The 15,164-nt window shown below is 64.8% G+C and carries 16 protein-coding genes; 11 read left to right on the top strand and 5 right to left on the bottom strand.

The genetic code is table 11. The features are described from left to right. Nucleotides 1-34 precede the first annotated feature (34 nt). The 4 genes from rlmN (at nucleotide 35) to QZ266_RS03140 (ending at nucleotide 3,947) form a co-directional block, all read left to right on the top strand. The gene (gene rlmN / locus QZ266_RS03125; protein WP_295691573.1) at nucleotides 35-1,234 is read left to right on the top strand and encodes a 23S rRNA (adenine(2503)-C(2))-methyltransferase RlmN; all 1,200 of its coding nucleotides are present in this window, start codon (nucleotides 35-37) and stop codon (nucleotides 1,232-1,234) included. Further along, on the top strand, nucleotides 1,231-2,079 hold the full coding sequence (locus QZ266_RS03130) for a GNAT family N-acetyltransferase (RefSeq protein ID WP_295691574.1): 849 nt from the start codon (nucleotides 1,231-1,233) through the stop codon (nucleotides 2,077-2,079). The genes rlmN and QZ266_RS03130 overlap by 4 nt, the downstream gene beginning before the upstream one ends. Before the next feature lie 90 nt (nucleotides 2,080-2,169). Continuing rightward, entirely contained in the window at nucleotides 2,170-2,493 is a 324-nt protein-coding gene (locus QZ266_RS03135) for a hypothetical protein (RefSeq protein ID WP_295691575.1), read from the top strand. Beyond that, nucleotides 2,490-3,947, top strand: coding sequence for a methyl-accepting chemotaxis protein (locus QZ266_RS03140; RefSeq protein WP_295691577.1), 1,458 nt, complete (start codon nucleotides 2,490-2,492; stop codon nucleotides 3,945-3,947). The genes QZ266_RS03135 and QZ266_RS03140 overlap by 4 nt, the downstream gene beginning before the upstream one ends. Here the strand turns inward: QZ266_RS03140 and QZ266_RS03145 are convergent, their stop codons facing one another. Next, entirely contained in the window at nucleotides 3,948-4,703 is a 756-nt protein-coding gene (locus QZ266_RS03145; RefSeq protein WP_295691578.1) for a hypothetical protein, read from the bottom strand. 360 nt (nucleotides 4,704-5,063) lie between these two features. Between QZ266_RS03145 and QZ266_RS03150 the strand changes: the two genes are divergently transcribed. Continuing rightward, nucleotides 5,064-5,825 (top strand): creatininase family protein, encoded by a 762-nt coding sequence (locus tag QZ266_RS03150; RefSeq protein ID WP_295691579.1) that lies wholly within the window; start codon nucleotides 5,064-5,066, stop codon nucleotides 5,823-5,825. Between the two features lie 3 nt (nucleotides 5,826-5,828). Beyond that, nucleotides 5,829-7,058 carry a kelch repeat-containing protein gene (locus QZ266_RS03155; protein WP_295691581.1) on the top strand — a complete coding sequence of 410 codons (1,230 nt, stop codon included), beginning with the start codon at nucleotides 5,829-5,831 and terminating at the stop codon, nucleotides 7,056-7,058. A gap of 88 nt (nucleotides 7,059-7,146) precedes the next feature. Here QZ266_RS03155 and QZ266_RS03160 read toward each other — a convergent pair whose 3' ends face one another. From QZ266_RS03160 to tsaD, 4 genes are read right to left on the bottom strand one after another with little or no spacing between them, the layout of a single operon-like run. Beyond that, complete coding sequence (locus tag QZ266_RS03160; protein ID WP_295691583.1) at nucleotides 7,147-7,482, bottom strand: Rieske 2Fe-2S domain-containing protein; 336 nt, start codon at nucleotides 7,480-7,482, stop codon at nucleotides 7,147-7,149. Beyond that, nucleotides 7,482-7,775 carry a YciI family protein gene (locus QZ266_RS03165; RefSeq protein WP_295691584.1) on the bottom strand — a complete coding sequence of 98 codons (294 nt, stop codon included), beginning with the start codon at nucleotides 7,773-7,775 and terminating at the stop codon, nucleotides 7,482-7,484. The genes QZ266_RS03160 and QZ266_RS03165 overlap by 1 nt, the downstream gene beginning before the upstream one ends. Then, nucleotides 7,775-8,776: an NAD(P)H-dependent glycerol-3-phosphate dehydrogenase gene (locus QZ266_RS03170; protein ID WP_295691585.1), complete on the bottom strand. Its 1,002-nt coding sequence runs from the start codon at nucleotides 8,774-8,776 to the stop codon at nucleotides 7,775-7,777. Before QZ266_RS03170 ends, QZ266_RS03165 begins: the two co-directional genes overlap by 1 nt. Continuing rightward, nucleotides 8,773-9,906 (bottom strand): tRNA (adenosine(37)-N6)-threonylcarbamoyltransferase complex transferase subunit TsaD, encoded by a 1,134-nt coding sequence (gene tsaD / locus QZ266_RS03175; protein ID WP_295691586.1) that lies wholly within the window; start codon nucleotides 9,904-9,906, stop codon nucleotides 8,773-8,775. The genes QZ266_RS03170 and tsaD overlap by 4 nt, the downstream gene beginning before the upstream one ends. Nucleotides 9,907-9,943: 37 nt before the next feature. Between tsaD and hemC the strand changes: the two genes are divergently transcribed. The 5 genes from hemC to QZ266_RS03200 are packed head-to-tail and all read left to right on the top strand — an operon-like array spanning nucleotide 9,944 to nucleotide 15,076. Next, nucleotides 9,944-10,909, top strand: a complete 966-nt coding sequence (gene hemC, locus QZ266_RS03180) for a hydroxymethylbilane synthase (protein WP_295691588.1) — start codon at nucleotides 9,944-9,946, stop codon at nucleotides 10,907-10,909. Then, nucleotides 10,906-11,643 carry a uroporphyrinogen-III synthase gene (locus QZ266_RS03185; RefSeq protein ID WP_295691590.1) on the top strand — a complete coding sequence of 246 codons (738 nt, stop codon included), beginning with the start codon at nucleotides 10,906-10,908 and terminating at the stop codon, nucleotides 11,641-11,643. Before hemC ends, QZ266_RS03185 begins: the two co-directional genes overlap by 4 nt. Nucleotides 11,644-11,676: 33 nt before the next feature. Further along, entirely contained in the window at nucleotides 11,677-12,981 is a 1,305-nt protein-coding gene (locus tag QZ266_RS03190; protein ID WP_295691591.1) for a hypothetical protein, read from the top strand. After that, nucleotides 12,978-14,435 (top strand): heme biosynthesis HemY N-terminal domain-containing protein, encoded by a 1,458-nt coding sequence (locus QZ266_RS03195; RefSeq protein WP_295691593.1) that lies wholly within the window; start codon nucleotides 12,978-12,980, stop codon nucleotides 14,433-14,435. Before QZ266_RS03190 ends, QZ266_RS03195 begins: the two co-directional genes overlap by 4 nt. Then, entirely contained in the window at nucleotides 14,432-15,076 is a 645-nt protein-coding gene (locus tag QZ266_RS03200; RefSeq protein WP_295691595.1) for a uridine kinase, read from the top strand. Before QZ266_RS03195 ends, QZ266_RS03200 begins: the two co-directional genes overlap by 4 nt. Nucleotides 15,077-15,164: the final 88 nt, after the last annotated feature.

Genomic DNA, 15,164 nt, shown 5'->3' on the forward strand with positions numbered 1-15,164 from the left:
GCGGCTCCGTTTGAATTGATCTAGTCTGGCGACCATGAACCACGCCCTGAACATCGACGCCCGCAATGGCAATGCGCCGCGCATTGACGAGACAACACCGCGTGCCCTGCCCTCCCTGGCGGGCATGACGCGTGAGGAATTGCGCCTGGTGGCGATCGATTGCGGGGTCGACGAGAAGAAGGCGAAGATGCGCGCGGATCAGCTGTGGCGCTGGATCTATCACTACGGCGTCACCTCCTTCGACGAGATGACCAATATCTCCAAGGATCTTCGCGCGGTGATCGCCGAGAAATACGCGCTGCACCGGCCCAAGCTGATTGACCGCCAGGTCTCGGTCGACGGAACCCGCAAATACCTCATCGAACTGGCGCCCGGCGTCGAGTGCGAGACCGTCTTCATTCCCGATGTGGCCCGCTCGGGCGCTTTGTGCGTGTCGAGCCAGGTTGGCTGCACGCTGAACTGCACCTTCTGCCATACCGGCACACAGGCGCTGGTGCGCAATCTGACGGCGGCCGAGATCGTCGCCCAGGTCATGATCGCCCGCGATGATCTCGAGGAGTGGCCGACCTCGAACGAGAACCGGAAAATCACCAATATCGTCTTCATGGGCATGGGTGAGCCGCTGTACAATCTCGACCACGTCGCGACCTCGATCGACATCATCTCGGACGGTGAGGGCATTGCCATTTCGCGCCGTCGGACCACCGTGTCGACCTCGGGTGTGGTCCCCAAGATCAAGGAACTCGGCGAGTTGACCGGCACCATGCTGGCGATCTCGCTGCACGCGACCAATGATCCGCTGCGCGATGAGCTGGTGCCGCTGAACAAGAAATACCCGCTCAAGGCCCTCATGGAGGCAATCCGCGCCTATCCGGGCCTGAGCAATTCCAAGCGCGTGACCTTCGAATACGTCATGCTCAAGGGCGTCAATGACAGCCTCGCCGAAGCCAAGGCGCTGGTGAAACTGCTCAAGGGCATCCCCGCCAAGATCAATCTCATCCCTTTCAATCCGTGGCCGAACAGCCCGTATGAGTGTTCGGACTGGGACCAGATCGAAGCCTTCGCCGACGTGGTCAACAAGGCCGGCTATGCCTCGCCCATCCGCACCCCACGCGGTCGCGACATCTTTGCGGCTTGCGGGCAATTGCGTTCGGAGAGCCAGAAGGTGAAGGCCAGCGTGCTGCGCAAACAGCGCCTGGAAGCGGAAGGCCAATCCAACGACGCAGGCTCATGACCGACGCTGTTCTGTATCGCTGGAAGCTGAAGCCGGGGCGCGAAGCCGAGTTCAAGACCGCCTGGACCGAGGGAACACGGCGCATTCATGCCGCCTGCGGCTCCTATGGCGCCATCCTTCACCGCGGCGAGGACGGGCTTTACTGGTCCTATGCCGCCTGGCCGGACGAGGTCGCCCGTACGGCCTGCTTTGCGGACCATGACTGGTTTTCCCAGGATTGCTTCAAGACCATGCAGGCCTGTATTGAAGAGCGGTTCGACGAGATCAGGCTCGGCGTCACCGAGGATGCGCTGGAGCCGCGCGATATGGCGCCGGACGTCCCTGTACTCACAACCGACCGCCTCCTGCTGCGACCCATGACCCTCAAGGATGCCGAGGGGGTCTATCCCGGTCTCAGCGATGACAAGACCATGACCTACTGGTCCAGCGGGCCGCTGACCTCGCTGGAGGCGGTACGGGATTATCTGACCTGGAACATCCGATCCGCCACATTGCGCTGCTGGACGATCGCCAAACCAGACGCGCCAAATGATGCACTGGGTTGGGCCATTCTGATGAACCGCAGGGTTGGCGTCGCCGAGGTTGGATATTTTATTCGTCCGGATTCGACACGCCAGGGATATGTGAGCGAGGCTGTCGAGCGATTGCTCGAATACGGTTTCGAGGCGCTCGACTTGCGCCGTATCTACGCCGATACCGACCCCGACAATACCGGCTCCATTGCTGTGCTGACTAAGCTGGGCTTCACATTGGAGGGCCGTTTGCGGGATGAGTGGGAAACCCATATCGGCGTGCGCGACACATTGCTTTTCGGCTTGCTGAAACGCGATCGGAAGAACGCCTGACCTCCCCGATTTGAGGCCGGTTGCCTGTAAACACTAATTAACCATCGACGCGCTAACCATGGCTCATCATTACGAGCCGCTGCGAAATCGATGTTGAATTCACTCAAAACTATACTTCTGATTGCAGGAATCGGCGCCACACCATTGCTTGGCGCGTTCGAACCGGCATCGAATGACCAGTATGCAGCAATCTTCCCGCCCGATTGGGGCGCCCGGGACATTGTTCTGGCAGCCGCCAGCCAGGATCAGGCACCACTGACTTTCGGGCGGACACAGAATATCGGCGTCTTCATTCTCGATGATGCCGCCGATCACGACGCGCTGAGACAAGCTGGCGCGCTCGTCATCCTGCCCGCCGATGCCTTCCGCGGCTGCCTGATACCCTCCTCTTCGACACAGGATCTCGCTTCATGACCAGTCTTAGCAACATCCGCCAGCGCGCACAGATCGCGACCGTCCTGATCATGGCCGGGCTCTGGGTCGTCCTCCTCGCCACGGCGGCCTTCGTCGCGGCTAACCGCATCCTGCCGGCCGGACTGTTCGGACTGGCCTTGCTGGCCGTCGCCGGGCTCAGCTGGAAAATGGCGCCAAACACCGACTCGTCCCGCGTTACCGCGGGCACCACACTGATCGGCTTTCCGGCCCTCTTCGTCTATGTGATGAGCGGATCCGACTGGCAGATCGACATGCACATGATGTTCTTCGCGGCACTGTCGATCTCAGCCCTGATGCTGGACTGGCGCGTCATTCTCGCCGCCTCCGCCGCGACGGCTGTCCACCACCTGTCCCTGAATTTCTTTCTGCCCTGGGCCGTCTTCCCTGATGGCGCCGACTTCTTCCGCGTCGTCTTCCACGCCGTGATCGTGATCGGTCAGTCCGCCGCGCTGGTTTGGATGACCTATCACGCGGCCAATGCCCTCGATGGAGCCGATCGCAAGGCTGCTGAGGCCGAAGAGGCCCAGAGGGCTGCCGCGAGTAGCGCCGAAGACCAGTCAAACACGCGCGACAAGGCCGAACAGCAACGCGGCAATGTTGCCAATCTGGCCCAGTCCTTCGAGTCCGCGCTGCGTGTGATCGCCGGTGGCATTTCCGGGGCGGCCCAGCAGGTCAGCACACTCGCGTCCGACCTGACCGGCGATGCGCTGGCAACACGCGAAGGGGCGACCGACGCCTCATCGCGCGCCTCGACCACCAATTCCAATGTCCAGTCGGTTGCTGCCGCTGCGCAGGAATTGTCCGCCTCGATCGGTGAGGTCGCCCGCATTCTGCAGAACAGCGGTGACGTCTCGGACCGGGCCGCCGCCGAAGCCGAGGGCGCCGGTCGTTCGATCGACGCGCTGGAAGGCGCGGCCAAGGAAATCGAGGACATCATGCGTCTCGTCGCCGATGTCGCCGAGCAGACAAATCTGTTGGCACTCAACGCCACCATCGAGGCCGCACGCGCCGGTGAAGCCGGCAAGGGTTTCGCGGTCGTTGCTTCGGAAGTGAAAGCGCTGGCCGAACAGACAACCCGCGCCTCAAGCGATATCGGTCAGAAGATCGAAGCCATGCGTGGCGCCTCTGGCGGCGCTGCCGGCGCGCTGGGTCGCATCACGGAAATCATCGCCGAGCTGCGCAATTCGACCGAGAGCGTCCAGGGCGCCTTCGCCGAGCAAAACCAGGCCACTCAGGAAATCGCATCGCTGGCCGAACGGGCCGCGATGGAGACCACCGAGGTCAATAATGCCATGGGCTCGGTCACCGATGCCGCAGAGCGCACCAACACCGCCGCGGAATCCTTTACCCGCGCATCGGGTGAGCTCGGGGAAGCGGCAGGTCGCCTGGATGAGGAACTCAACCGCTTCCGCTCGGAACTGGATGCAGCCTGATCAGTCAGGCTTGCGGAAGCGCAGGACGAAACGATCAGTCTGACGCCGGATTGACGGATCGAAGGGGCTGATTTCCCGGCTATCCTCGGCATTGGCCAGCATCTCGCTGCTCGCATCAAGCTCGAAGCCGGCCGCCGTGACCTCATCGATCACCGACGCCTCGTCGATCCGGTGCAGGCTTTCGACCACGTCGAGACCTGCACCTGCGACGGCATGGTGATCTATCACGACGAACACGCCGCCTGGTCGCAGACTGTCAAAGATCTCGGTGTTCATCGCGGCCCGATCGGTGCCGTCCCAGCCCGTATCATGGTAGAAAAGCACCATGAAAGCCGCGTCGAGCGGCGCCTCTCCGACATTCGTCCCGAAGGTTTCGATGGTCGAGCTGAAATGCGTCATGTTCGGACGCTCGCCGGCAAAGGCGGCGAGACCGGCATCGGTCTCGGCGAAACGCTCCGCGACCCAGCTCGGATTCATCGTGTAGACATGGCCATCACTGCCGACTGCGGTCGACAGGACACGCGAGTAATACCCGGCGCCTGCCGCGAGATCGACCACCCGCCAACCCGGTTCGAGACCCGCGAACAGAAGCACTTCCGCCGGATGACGATTGGCATCCAGCTGGCGATCCGCTTCCGGGCGCGTTTCATCGGCGACCGCGCTCTCGATGCTCGCTGGCATCGGATCGTCCTGGGCCAGGACCGGAGCAGTAACCAGAGCCGCCAGGGCGACAGAAGCAATGAACAATCGACGCATGTTTTCCCCTCACAAAACAGGATGATTTCATCCTCTGCATACACCAGCACCGGGCATAGCGCTTCTGACAGCTCACTCACGAAGCCGTGACGCCGCCCACGAATCCGGATTCTTTTACGGTTGATAAGGACTTAGCCCCTATACCGGTGATCAGACGGCATCAGGCCGCGATGGAGGGGTCCATGCATTTCATTCTGGCATTCGCCGCGCTCGCATCCGCGCTTGCCGCCTGGCTCTATCGCCGCGAGAGCCGCCGGCTCTAGACCGCGCGACCGCTCGGCACAGCCCACATCCAGACCTTGCGCGACACGGCCATGACGGCTTAGCTCCCCGGATCTACGCTTTTCCGGAGTGGCAATCATGCTGTTGCACCATGCGTCCTGGCCCGAGGTCGACGCCTATCTCAAGCGCTGCAAGGGAATCATCATCCCTATCGGCTCCACCGAACAGCACGGCCCGAACGGGCTCGTCGGGACGGATGCGATCTGCCCGGAGGTCATCGCCGCCGAGGCCGGGGCAGAGGCCGGACTACTGGTGGGCCCGACCTTCAATGTCGGCATTGCCCAGCATCATCTCGGTTTTGCCGGCTCGATGACATTGCGGCCCTCGACCATGATTGCGGCACTCAATGACTGGATTGAGAGCCTCACAAGGCACGGCTTCGACCGCATTTATTTCCTCAACGGACATGGCGGAAACATCACCACGATCAATGCCGCCTTCGCCGAGTATTACGCCAGTTTCTCACTCGCCGGGACCGCCTGCCCGGTCTTGCTGAAACAGCGCAATTGGTGGGAATTGGCCGGCGTGATGGACACGTGCCGCAAGCTCTTCCCGGTCGGTGAGGGCATGCATGCCACGGCATCGGAAGTCTCGGTGACCTATTACGCCCATCCGCACGCGATCAAGGATGTTGCAATGAGCCCGAAGATCGCTCCGGTTGGCGGGTTCAGCGACGCGGCCGACTATCGCGAGCGCTTCCCGGATGGTCGGATCGGCTCCGACCCATCCCAGGCGACACCCGAGAAAGGTGCCGAAATCGTCAGCTTCGCCAAGCAGGCACTGATCGCCGAATGCTCCGGCTTCTTCTCGTTAAAGCCGGCCCTGAAGTCGGCGGAGTAGGTCATGGCTGAGAGTCCGCTGACGGCCCTGTTCGCACTCCTCTCGCTGGCACTTGTCTCCGCGCCCGCCTATGCCGCTCAGTCCACCGAGCCCGAAGCCTGGGCCCACCTGCCGGAACCGGTGACCAATAATGCCGTCGCAGGCGTCGAACTGGATGGCCGCCTGATGGCCTATTCCTTCGCTGGCCTGCATGAAGGCAAGACCTGGCGCGATGTGACGGCGGACGCCTATGCCTGCGACCTCGACGCCCGGACCTGCCGCGAGATTGGCGGCCTGCCCGACGGGGTCGGCCGCCTCGCCTCGGTCGCCGTGACGGTACGCGGGCAGATCTATGTCTTTGGCGGTTATACGGTGGCCGAGGATGGGTCGGAGCGCTCCACCCCCGAGGTCTGGCGCTTTGATCCGGCGAGCGAAACCTATACCCACATCACCGACATGCCTGTCCCGGTCGACGACACCGTCGCCCTGCCGTTTCGTGACCGCTACATCTATCTCGTCAGCGGCTGGCACGACACGGACAATGTCGACCTGGTCCAGGTCTATGATGTCGAGGAAGACCACTGGTTCGAGGCGACGCCTTTCCCTGGCGCGCCGGTCTTCGGGCATGCGGGGGCGATCCACCCTGATGGACACATGCTGATTTGCGGTGGCACGGCGGTGGTTCCGCCCACGACCGAGGGAGGGCGCCGAAGCTTTGCCGCGATCGATGATTGCTGGACAGGACAAGTGGCCGACAATCTCCACGCCATGGAATGGCAGCCCGCCCCGCCAATTCCTGGCGGCCCGTTCTATCGCGGCGCAGCCTTTGCGCGAGGACATCTGTGGATCTTCGTCGCCGCCACGGACAATGCCTATAACTATTCGGGCATGGGTTATGATGGTGTGCCGAGCGAGCCCCGCGGCGACGCCTCCGCGCTTTTGCCCGCCCTGCATAGCGCCGCCATGCGCTGCCCCGCCGGATCGCCGACACGCGCCCGCGACAGTCGCGCAGCACTTTGGTCGCAAACCAACTCTGCGCCGCTGAATGTCATGGATATACGCGGCATTGTCTCTGTCCGGACCCATGCCACACCCAGCGCCCCAACAACTGGCGCTGGCGGTGATGTTTCACAGTTCATCCTGGGCGGGATGGGGCCTGACCAGACGGTCCTCGATATTGTCCGCAGACTGCCTGACACGCTGGCGGCGGACATCATGGCCAATCCACGCCCGGTGTGCCCGTCGTCCGATTAAACGCGCTGGTCTGTCGAGACCACGGCCAATGCACAGCTTCGATACGTGATGCGGCAATTGCGACCCATGGCAAGGCCTGGGCCTGCGGTCACGACGCCCGGATCTCCGACCCAACCAGTTCGACAGAGATCGCCATCAGACGATCCCCGGCCGCCGGACCGCCTGTGCAATCGCCGCTCATAGCGTCAAAACTGGCACCATGGACCGAGCAGACCAGGGTCTCGCCCTTGTGCAACAGGCCGCGCCCATCGGGCAGGCAGAGCGGCAGGCCGGCATGCGGACAAAGATTGGTGAAGGCCGTAACGGTCTCGCCCCGGCGGACCAGCACGACTGCCCCGCCTTCCCAATCGGACGCACGCGCTCCAGGATCAGGCAGCTCGTCCAGCCGGCCCAACACGGTTCCCGGCGGCGGTTTGGGCCGCATCAGCCGGCCTCCACCGGGGGATTGAAGACCCAGCGATAGGGCGCGATCTCGACCTTTCCGAACAGACCGGCGGCCTGATAGGGATCGGTCGCCAGCCAGGCATCGAGGCCAGCCCGGTCCTCGGCCTCGATGATCAGCAATGAGCCCGCCATCTCGTCGGCATCATTGAGCCAGGGACCGGCCGCCTTCACCTTCCCGCCGGCGGCTGTCAGCCAGGCAATATGGGCGTCGCGATTGGCCATCCGGATATCGAGGGCACCGGCTTTGTCCCAGGTGTGAACCAGAAAAAGCATCAAGCCGTCTCCAGGGTGAAGGGGCGCGCGAGCAGGGTCTCGATGGCATCATCCACGCTGGCCCGACCGGCGAGGATCTCGTTGACCGCTTCACAGATCGGCATTTCAACGCCATGGCGGCGCGCGAGCTCGACCACGGCCGGCGCACTGGCGACGCCTTCGGTAACTGCGCGGCGGCTGGCCATGATGTCATCCAGCGAAACACCCCGCCCCAGCGCCAGCCCGCAGGACATATTGCGCGATTGCGGTGAGGAGCAGGTCAGGACCAGGTCGCCCAGACCACAAAGGCCCGCCAGCGTCTCGCGCTGGGCGCCCAGCGCCAAAGCCAGCCGCGTCATCTCGGCAAAGCCGCGCGAGATCAGGGCCGCATGCGCCGACTTGCCCAGCCCCTTGCCTTCGGAAATCCCGCAACCAATGGCGAGCACATTCTTCACCGCGCCACCAATCTCCGCGCCGATCAGGTCTGTCGCGAGATAGGGTCGGAAACGCGGCGTGCCCAAGGCCTCGATAAGCTGATTGCCCACCGCCTCGTCGGCGCAGGCCAGCGTCACGGCGGTCGGCAGGCCCTGGGCTGTATCGATGGCGAAGCTTGGTCCCGACAGGACGGCCGGCAGTGCGGCGGGAATGGTCTCTTTCAACACCTGGGTCATCATCGACAGGGAGGATTGCTCAATCCCCTTCGCACACAGAATGATTGGCAGACCCGGCCGCGCATAGGGCAGGAAAGCCTCCAGCACGCGCCGCAAATGCTGCGCGGGTGCGACAGCCAGGATCGCGTCGCAGGCATCGAGGTCAGAGATCGAGGTCGTGGCCTCGATGGCCTCGCTCAGCTTGACGTCCGGCAGATAGATCGTGTTCTCGTGCTTGGCGTTCACCGCATCGGTGACATCCTGCTCGAAGGACCACAGGGTCACGTCGCGCCCCGCCTTGGCCGCTGTCTGCGCCAGGGCTGTGCCCCAGGCGCCGGCGCCGATCACGCCGATGCTCTGATACTCACTCATGCCTTGGGTCCCTTTCGTCCGGAGCCGATAGCCGGGTCGGCCCTGGCCGACACCGCATCCAGTGGCCAGCGCGCCCGTGCCGGCGCATCAAGCCCGTCAATCTCGCCCCGCGCCAGCCTTTCCAGGCCGACCAGGGCAATCATGGCGGCATTATCCGTACACCATTTCATCGGCGGCGCGATCAGGCGGAAGCCCGCCGTCTCCGCCTCGGCCTCGAGCGCCACGCGCACGGCCTTGTTGGCGGCTACCCCGCCGGCCACGACCAGCGACATCGGCCGCTCTATATCCGGGTAGCGCTCGGCGAACATCGCCAAGGCGCGGCGCGTCCGTCGGGCCAGGGCGCGCGCAATGGCCGCCTGCATGCTGGCGGACAGGTCCGCCTTGTCCTGATCGTTCGGCGCGTCCAACCGGTCCCAGATCTGGCGCGCGGCGGTCTTCAGGCCAGCAAAGGAGAAATCACAACCCGGCTTGCCTTTGAGCGGCACGGGCAGGTCGAACCGCGTCGCATCGCCACGCATCGCCATCCGCTCCAGCGCCGGTCCGCCCGGGAAACCGAGCCCCATCACCTTGGCTGTCTTGTCAAAGGCCTCTCCGGCGGCGTCATCCAGGGTCGAACCGAGGCGGTGATAGACGCCGACATCCTCGGCGATCAGCAATTGGGTATGTCCGCCGGAGACCAGCAGGAGCAGATAGGGAAAGGCAAGTGGCTCGGAAATGCGGGGCGAGAGCGCGTGACCCTCCAGATGATTGACCGCGATAAGCGGCTTGCCTGCGCCGAGCGCGAGCCCCTTGGCCGTCATCAGCGCCGCCATCACGCCGCCAATCAGGCCCGGTCCGGAGGTTGCGGCGATACCGTCGAGTTCCGCCACACCCATTCCAGCCTCAGCCAGGGCTTCGATGACCAGCCCATCCATCGCCTCGGCATGCGCCCGGGCGGCGATCTCGGGCACGACACCGCCAAAGGGCGCGTGTGCCTCGGTCTGACCCAGCACGCGATCAGCCAGAACCTCGACTGTCCCGTCGGGCGCGCGGCGCAGGATGGCGGCGGCGGTCTCGTCGCAACTGGATTCCAGTCCGAGTACGGTCAGCGTGCGCGCTTGCGCTTTGGGGGAGGGGGGCGCTAAGTCCATGACTGTCCACTAGCCCCAAGACCGGGATGATTGCAACGTGAAGCCGCCGTCCAGACCGCTCTCCATCGCCACCCGCCGCTCCCCGCTCGCCCTGGTCCAGGCGCATGATGTGCAGGCCCGTCTGGCCGCCCAGTGCGGGCTGACCGGCACTGAAGCGGACGCCTTTTTCCCCATTCTCGGCCTGGTTTCCACCGGCGACCGGATACAGGACCGCACCTTGATCGAGGCGGGCGGAAAAGGCCTTTTCACCAAGGAAATCGATGAAGCCCAGCTGGACGGGCGCGCCGCCTTCGCCGTGCACTCGATGAAAGATGTCCCGACCGTCCTGCCCGACGGGCTTGTGCTGGGCGCCCTGCTGGAGCGCGAGGATCCACGGGACATGCTGATCGCCCGGGGTGGTGAAACGCGGCTGGCGGACCTGCCCGAAGGCGTCACCATCGGCACGGCCAGCCTGCGCCGTCAGGCCCAGCTCCTCCACAAGCGTCCGGACCTCAAAGTCATACCCCTGCGCGGCAATGTCGATACGCGTCTGGGCAAGCTCGCCGAGGGCGAGATCTACGCCACCTTCCTGGCCCGGGCCGGCCTCAACCGGCTCGGCCGCGAGGAAGCACGCCGTGATCCGCTGGACCCGTCCGATATGTTGCCAGCCTGCGCCCAGGGCGCGGTTGGCGTCACCATTCGACCGGATGATGATGAGGCCGCAGCGCATCTGGTCGGCCTGCATCACAGCGCGACCGAGATCGCCGTCACCGCGGAGCGGGCCTTCCTCGCCGAGCTCGACGGGTCTTGCCGGACGCCGATTGCGGCCCTTGTGAATAAGGTATCCATGGACTTCATCGGGGAAGTTTTGACTCCTGATGGCAAGCAATGCTGGCGAAAGCAGATTCGATTCGACATGACGACCGCCACTTCCGATAGCGCCCGTAATTCCGGCGAGGCCCTGGGCCGCGCTGTACGCGATGCTGCCGGTGATGGCCTCGCCGCGGCCCTGGTGACCGCATGACGGTTCTGGTCACACGCGGCTGGCCGGGTGCGGAACGCACCGCTTCCGGGCTGAGACGCCTGGGGATCGACCCCATCATCTCGCCCGTCCTCGACATCAATTTTCGCGCCCGCATCGATGCCAGTCTGGATGACGTGCAGGCCCTGGTTTTCACATCCGCGAACGGTGTCCGGGCCTGGGGGCCGAGGCGCCCCGAACGCGATCTTCCCGTCTATGCAGTCGCAGATGCAACGGCCCAGGCCGCGCGCGATATCGGGTTCAAGAAGGTCCACTCGGCCGGCGGCGATGTCACCTCGCTGGCCACTCTGATCCGGCGCAAGGTCAAGCCCGACAAGGGCAGCCTTCTTCATATACGCGGCATCCATGTCTCCGGCGATCTTTCCGGCGCGCTCAAGCCGGATGACTACAAGATCCGCGATGCCATCGGATATGGTGCCGTCGCGGTCGATGCCCTGGGAGAGGAAGCCATCGCCGCCATTGTATCCGGCGCGCCGGTCTCGGTTCTGATCCATTCGGCCCGCGGCGCGAAGACCTTTCTCGATCTGCTCCGCAAATTCGGACTTCACCACTGGCTTGGCTCCGTCACGGCGCTCGGCATTTCCGCCAATGCGCTGCAACCGCTCGACGGGGCCGGCTTCGGCGCGCTGATTGCAGCCTCCGCTCCCAATGAGGACGCGCTGCTTGCGCTTCTGGATGATTCATCGGAACTGGCCTCGGCAGGCCACGCGTCCTAAGCTGACGCAAATTCGCGCGAATCATGGGCCGTCATGGCTGATCCCAACGAAACTCTCGATCCCGAACCCGTCGATGCCGAGTTCGAGCCGGCTGACGACAGCCGCCCGACCACCAAGCCTGCCCGCAGCGGCGGCGGGGGGCTCGGCCTTGTGCTCGTTTTCCTGCTGGCCAGCATTGCCGGCGGCGCCATCGGCTTCGCCGCGTCACGCTATGTGCCGGCTGCCGAGACGCCGGATACGGGCGCGGCCGCCGAGCGGGCGGCCCTGACCAGCGAGATCACAGGTCTGGAGACCCGGCTGGCCGCGCTTGAAGCCGAAGATCCGGCAGCGGCATTCACGGACCAGTTCTCGGCGCTCGAGCAACGCCTGGCCGAGCTGGAGACGGCCCCGCCTGCCAGTCCGGGCGGCGCGTCTGTGGACCTGTCCGACATCGAGGCCCGACTGGGCCAGTTGGAGAGCGCCGCGGCGCAGCCGGCAGACTCCGCCGCGCCGTTTGATCCGAGCGCGCTTGAGTCCCGGCTTGCGACGCTCGAGACGGCGCAATCCCTGACCGATGCCCGCGCCCAACAGGCGCTCGAGGCGAGCCAATCCTCAACGAGCAGTCCCGGGGTCGATCCACAGATCCTGCAAGCGCTCACAGATCGTATCATTGCCGTCGAAGCCTCAATGGACACGCTGTCCGCACCGGCACAATCAGACCCGGCGATTGCACAATTGCGCCAGGACCTGCTCAGCCTCCAGACTGAACTCGCCACTGTCAGGACCGTTGCTGAAGGCGCCCGCGACCAGGCCCGGACCGCCTCCGAGACAGCGGCCACTCCGGCCGATACCGGTCAGGCGTCACGCCAGTTGGCGGCGCGCGCTCTGGCGCTGACAGCCCTGCGCGAAATCGCCCGCACCCGTGACGGGTTTGAGGCCGAACGCGCGGCGCTGGCCCGGCTCTGGCGCGGTCAGCCGGACCTTGCCTCCATGGCCGATTATTCCCGCGCCGGCGTGCCGACAATTGGCGAGCTTGCCACCCTCTTCCCGGGCGAGGCCATTCGCGAGGCCGCGGGCCCGGGGCGGGTCTTTTTCGGCCTGATCGAAGTTCGCCGCACCGATGGCAATGACGATGAGACGGGTCCGTTGGCGATGACCGCCCTGGCCGAAAGACGCCTGGCAGAGAACGACCTTGTCGGGGCCGTGACGATTGCCGAGCGCCTCGAGGGTGACGCCCTCGAGACGGTTCGTGACTGGTTGTTCCAGGCACGTGCGCGCCTCGATCTGGATGAACGCCTGCAATCGCTGCGTGATGCCCTGGCAGCCGAGGCCGCCGAGCAGGGAAGCGACCCGACATGATCCGCCTCATCCTGGCTGTCACTTTCGCCCTTCTCACAGCGGCCCTGGGCGCCTTTCTGGCGCTCAATCCCGGTCGGGCGAGTTTCGAATTCCTCGGCGTCCAGACCGAAATGCCCTTCGTGGTCGCCGCCGGCGGGGTGATCCTGTTCGCCTTTCTCATGCTGGTCATCTGGTGGGGGATTTATCTGTTGTGGACGTCACCGGACAAGGTGAAGGGCTTCATGGGCCGACGTCGGCGCGAGCAGGGTTATGACGCGCTGGAAAAGGCGCTGATCGCCTCTGCTGCCGGGGATGGTGAAGCCGCTGTGCGCCAGGCTGCGCGGGCCGATGCCCTGCTGGACCGTCCCGCACTTTCGCGCCTGCTGGCCGCTCGCGCCGCCGAGGCCGCGGGCAATCTGGATGGCGCCCAGACCCATTATGAAGCCCTGCTGGACGATCAGCGTACCCGCGTGGTGGCGCGACGCGGCCTGGCTCAATTGTCGCTTGAGCGCGGCGATCATGGCGCCACGATCGATCATGCCACGGACGCCTTCCAACATGCCAAGGGCGCGCTTTGGGCCTTTGATTCCCTGTTCGATGCCCAGGTCGCCAAGGGCCGCTGGCAGGATGCCCTGACCACGCTGACCGAGGGCGAGCGGCGCAAGCATCTGGCGCCGGATACAGCCCGCCGCCGCCGCGCTGTCCTGCTGACCGCGGCAGCGCTCGAGACTGAAGGCAGCGATGCCGAGAGCGCGCGCGACCTTGCCGTCGCCGCGCACAAGGCTGCCCCGGGTTTCGCACCGGCAGCCGCCCTCGCGGCGCGGCTGCTCGCCGATGGCCGCCGCCACAAGCGCGCCTCGGAAGTTCTGGAATCCGCCTGGGCTGCCGCGCCACATCCGGCCCTGGCCCGGGCCTTCCAGGATTTGCGGAAGTCGGATACCAAGACCAGGCGCCTTGAGCGTCTCAAGACGCTGGCCGCCCTCAATCCGGAACATCGCGAAAGCCGCCTCATCCTGATCCAGACCGCGCTGGAAGAGGGCGATGCCCCCGCCGCCCGCGCCTTGCTGGATCCGATGCTGGACGAAGCCACGCCCTCCTCGCGCCTGTGCGCCCTGGCCGCCCGACTGGCGCGGCTTGACGGCAAGGACGAGCTCGCCCGGCGCTGGATGACGCGCGCCTCCCATGCCGGCGCCGATGCCGACTGGTCCGACATTGATCCGGAGGGGCGCCTCTTTGCCTACACGCCGGATGACTGGAAGCGGATGGTCTATGTCTTTGGTGACGAGAACCGTCTTACCCATCCGCGCTATGAGCGCTACGAGCGGGCGGCCGGTGCGGTGCCGGAAACGGCGCTCCTGGACTCCCCGCGCCCGGTCAAGGCGGCCAGCTCGCGGTCGTCACGCTTTGTCGACGCTCCGCCGCGCATGCCCGATGACCCCGGCGTCCCGGATGAGGATGACGAGGCCTCGGCATGACAGGGCGTGATGCGACCGGCGACGACGTGACCCTGGTCGCGATCGTCGGCGGCTCCGCCTCTGGCAAGACGCGGCTGGCCTATGCCATCGCGGACGCCATACCGGGAGCCTATGTCATCAAGGAAGATGACTATTATCTGGACGCGACCCTGCTGGATGATTTCGACCCGTCGACCTTCAATTTCGATGAACCGGCCTCGAAGGAACACGCCCGTCTGATTGCCGATCTCAAATCCCTCAAGGCCGGGCAAAGTGTCGATATTCCCCAATATGATTTTGCCACCCACAGCCGCCACGCCGAGACGCTGCATTGCCAACCGGCGCGCGCGATCATCGTTGAAGGTCTGCACGCCGTCGCAAGCCCGGGCCTGGCCGCCCTTTTCGATCTGATTGTCTACGTCTCGGCCACCCGACCCGTCCGCTTCGAGCGCCGTCTCAAGCGCGATGTCGCCGAGCGCGGGCGCACTCCGGAGTCCGTGCGACACCAGTTCGACACCATCGTGGAACCGATGCACACACAGCATGTCGAACCCCAGAAACCGCTGGCCGACCTGATCATCACCAATATGGGTCCGCCGGATTTCGAAGGCATGGCCAAGCCTGTTCTGGAATGCTTGCGCACACGCGTTTCAAACGGCTGATTTTTGCCCTGATGAAGGGCTTGCCGACTTCCTCGTTCGCGGGTAGTTTCCGGCGCCTTCGGACCGGTCACGGAACGAAGCCCGTAAA

It is taken from the genome of uncultured Maricaulis sp. (assembly GCF_905480005.1).
In the GTDB taxonomy this organism is placed as follows: domain Bacteria; phylum Pseudomonadota; class Alphaproteobacteria; order Caulobacterales; family Maricaulaceae; genus Maricaulis.

What these genes read in the sequence shown, in the direction of transcription:
- QZ266_RS03200 (WP_295691595.1), top strand. Translation starts at nt 14,432, where the DNA reads ATGACAGGGCGTGATGCGACCGGCGACGACGTGACCCTGGTCGCGATC.
- QZ266_RS03165 (WP_295691584.1), bottom strand. Translation starts at nt 7,775, where the DNA reads ATGCTTTTTCTGGTTCACACCTGGGACAAAGCCGGTGCCCTCGATATC.
- QZ266_RS03160 (WP_295691583.1), bottom strand. Translation starts at nt 7,482, where the DNA reads ATGCGGCCCAAACCGCCGCCGGGAACCGTGTTGGGCCGGCTGGACGAG.
- QZ266_RS03190 (WP_295691591.1), top strand. Translation starts at nt 11,677, where the DNA reads ATGGCTGATCCCAACGAAACTCTCGATCCCGAACCCGTCGATGCCGAG.
- QZ266_RS03185 (WP_295691590.1), top strand. Translation starts at nt 10,906, where the DNA reads ATGACGGTTCTGGTCACACGCGGCTGGCCGGGTGCGGAACGCACCGCT.
- QZ266_RS03145 (WP_295691578.1), bottom strand. Translation starts at nt 4,703, where the DNA reads ATGCGTCGATTGTTCATTGCTTCTGTCGCCCTGGCGGCTCTGGTTACT.
- QZ266_RS03130 (WP_295691574.1), top strand. Translation starts at nt 1,231, where the DNA reads ATGACCGACGCTGTTCTGTATCGCTGGAAGCTGAAGCCGGGGCGCGAA.
- QZ266_RS03135 (WP_295691575.1), top strand. Translation starts at nt 2,170, where the DNA reads ATGTTGAATTCACTCAAAACTATACTTCTGATTGCAGGAATCGGCGCC.
- QZ266_RS03150 (WP_295691579.1), top strand. Translation starts at nt 5,064, where the DNA reads ATGCTGTTGCACCATGCGTCCTGGCCCGAGGTCGACGCCTATCTCAAG.
- QZ266_RS03195 (WP_295691593.1), top strand. Translation starts at nt 12,978, where the DNA reads ATGATCCGCCTCATCCTGGCTGTCACTTTCGCCCTTCTCACAGCGGCC.
- QZ266_RS03170 (WP_295691585.1), bottom strand. Translation starts at nt 8,776, where the DNA reads ATGAGTGAGTATCAGAGCATCGGCGTGATCGGCGCCGGCGCCTGGGGC.
- QZ266_RS03140 (WP_295691577.1), top strand. Translation starts at nt 2,490, where the DNA reads ATGACCAGTCTTAGCAACATCCGCCAGCGCGCACAGATCGCGACCGTC.
- QZ266_RS03155 (WP_295691581.1), top strand. Translation starts at nt 5,829, where the DNA reads ATGGCTGAGAGTCCGCTGACGGCCCTGTTCGCACTCCTCTCGCTGGCA.
- rlmN (WP_295691573.1), top strand. Translation starts at nt 35, where the DNA reads ATGAACCACGCCCTGAACATCGACGCCCGCAATGGCAATGCGCCGCGC.
- tsaD (WP_295691586.1), bottom strand. Translation starts at nt 9,906, where the DNA reads ATGGACTTAGCGCCCCCCTCCCCCAAAGCGCAAGCGCGCACGCTGACC.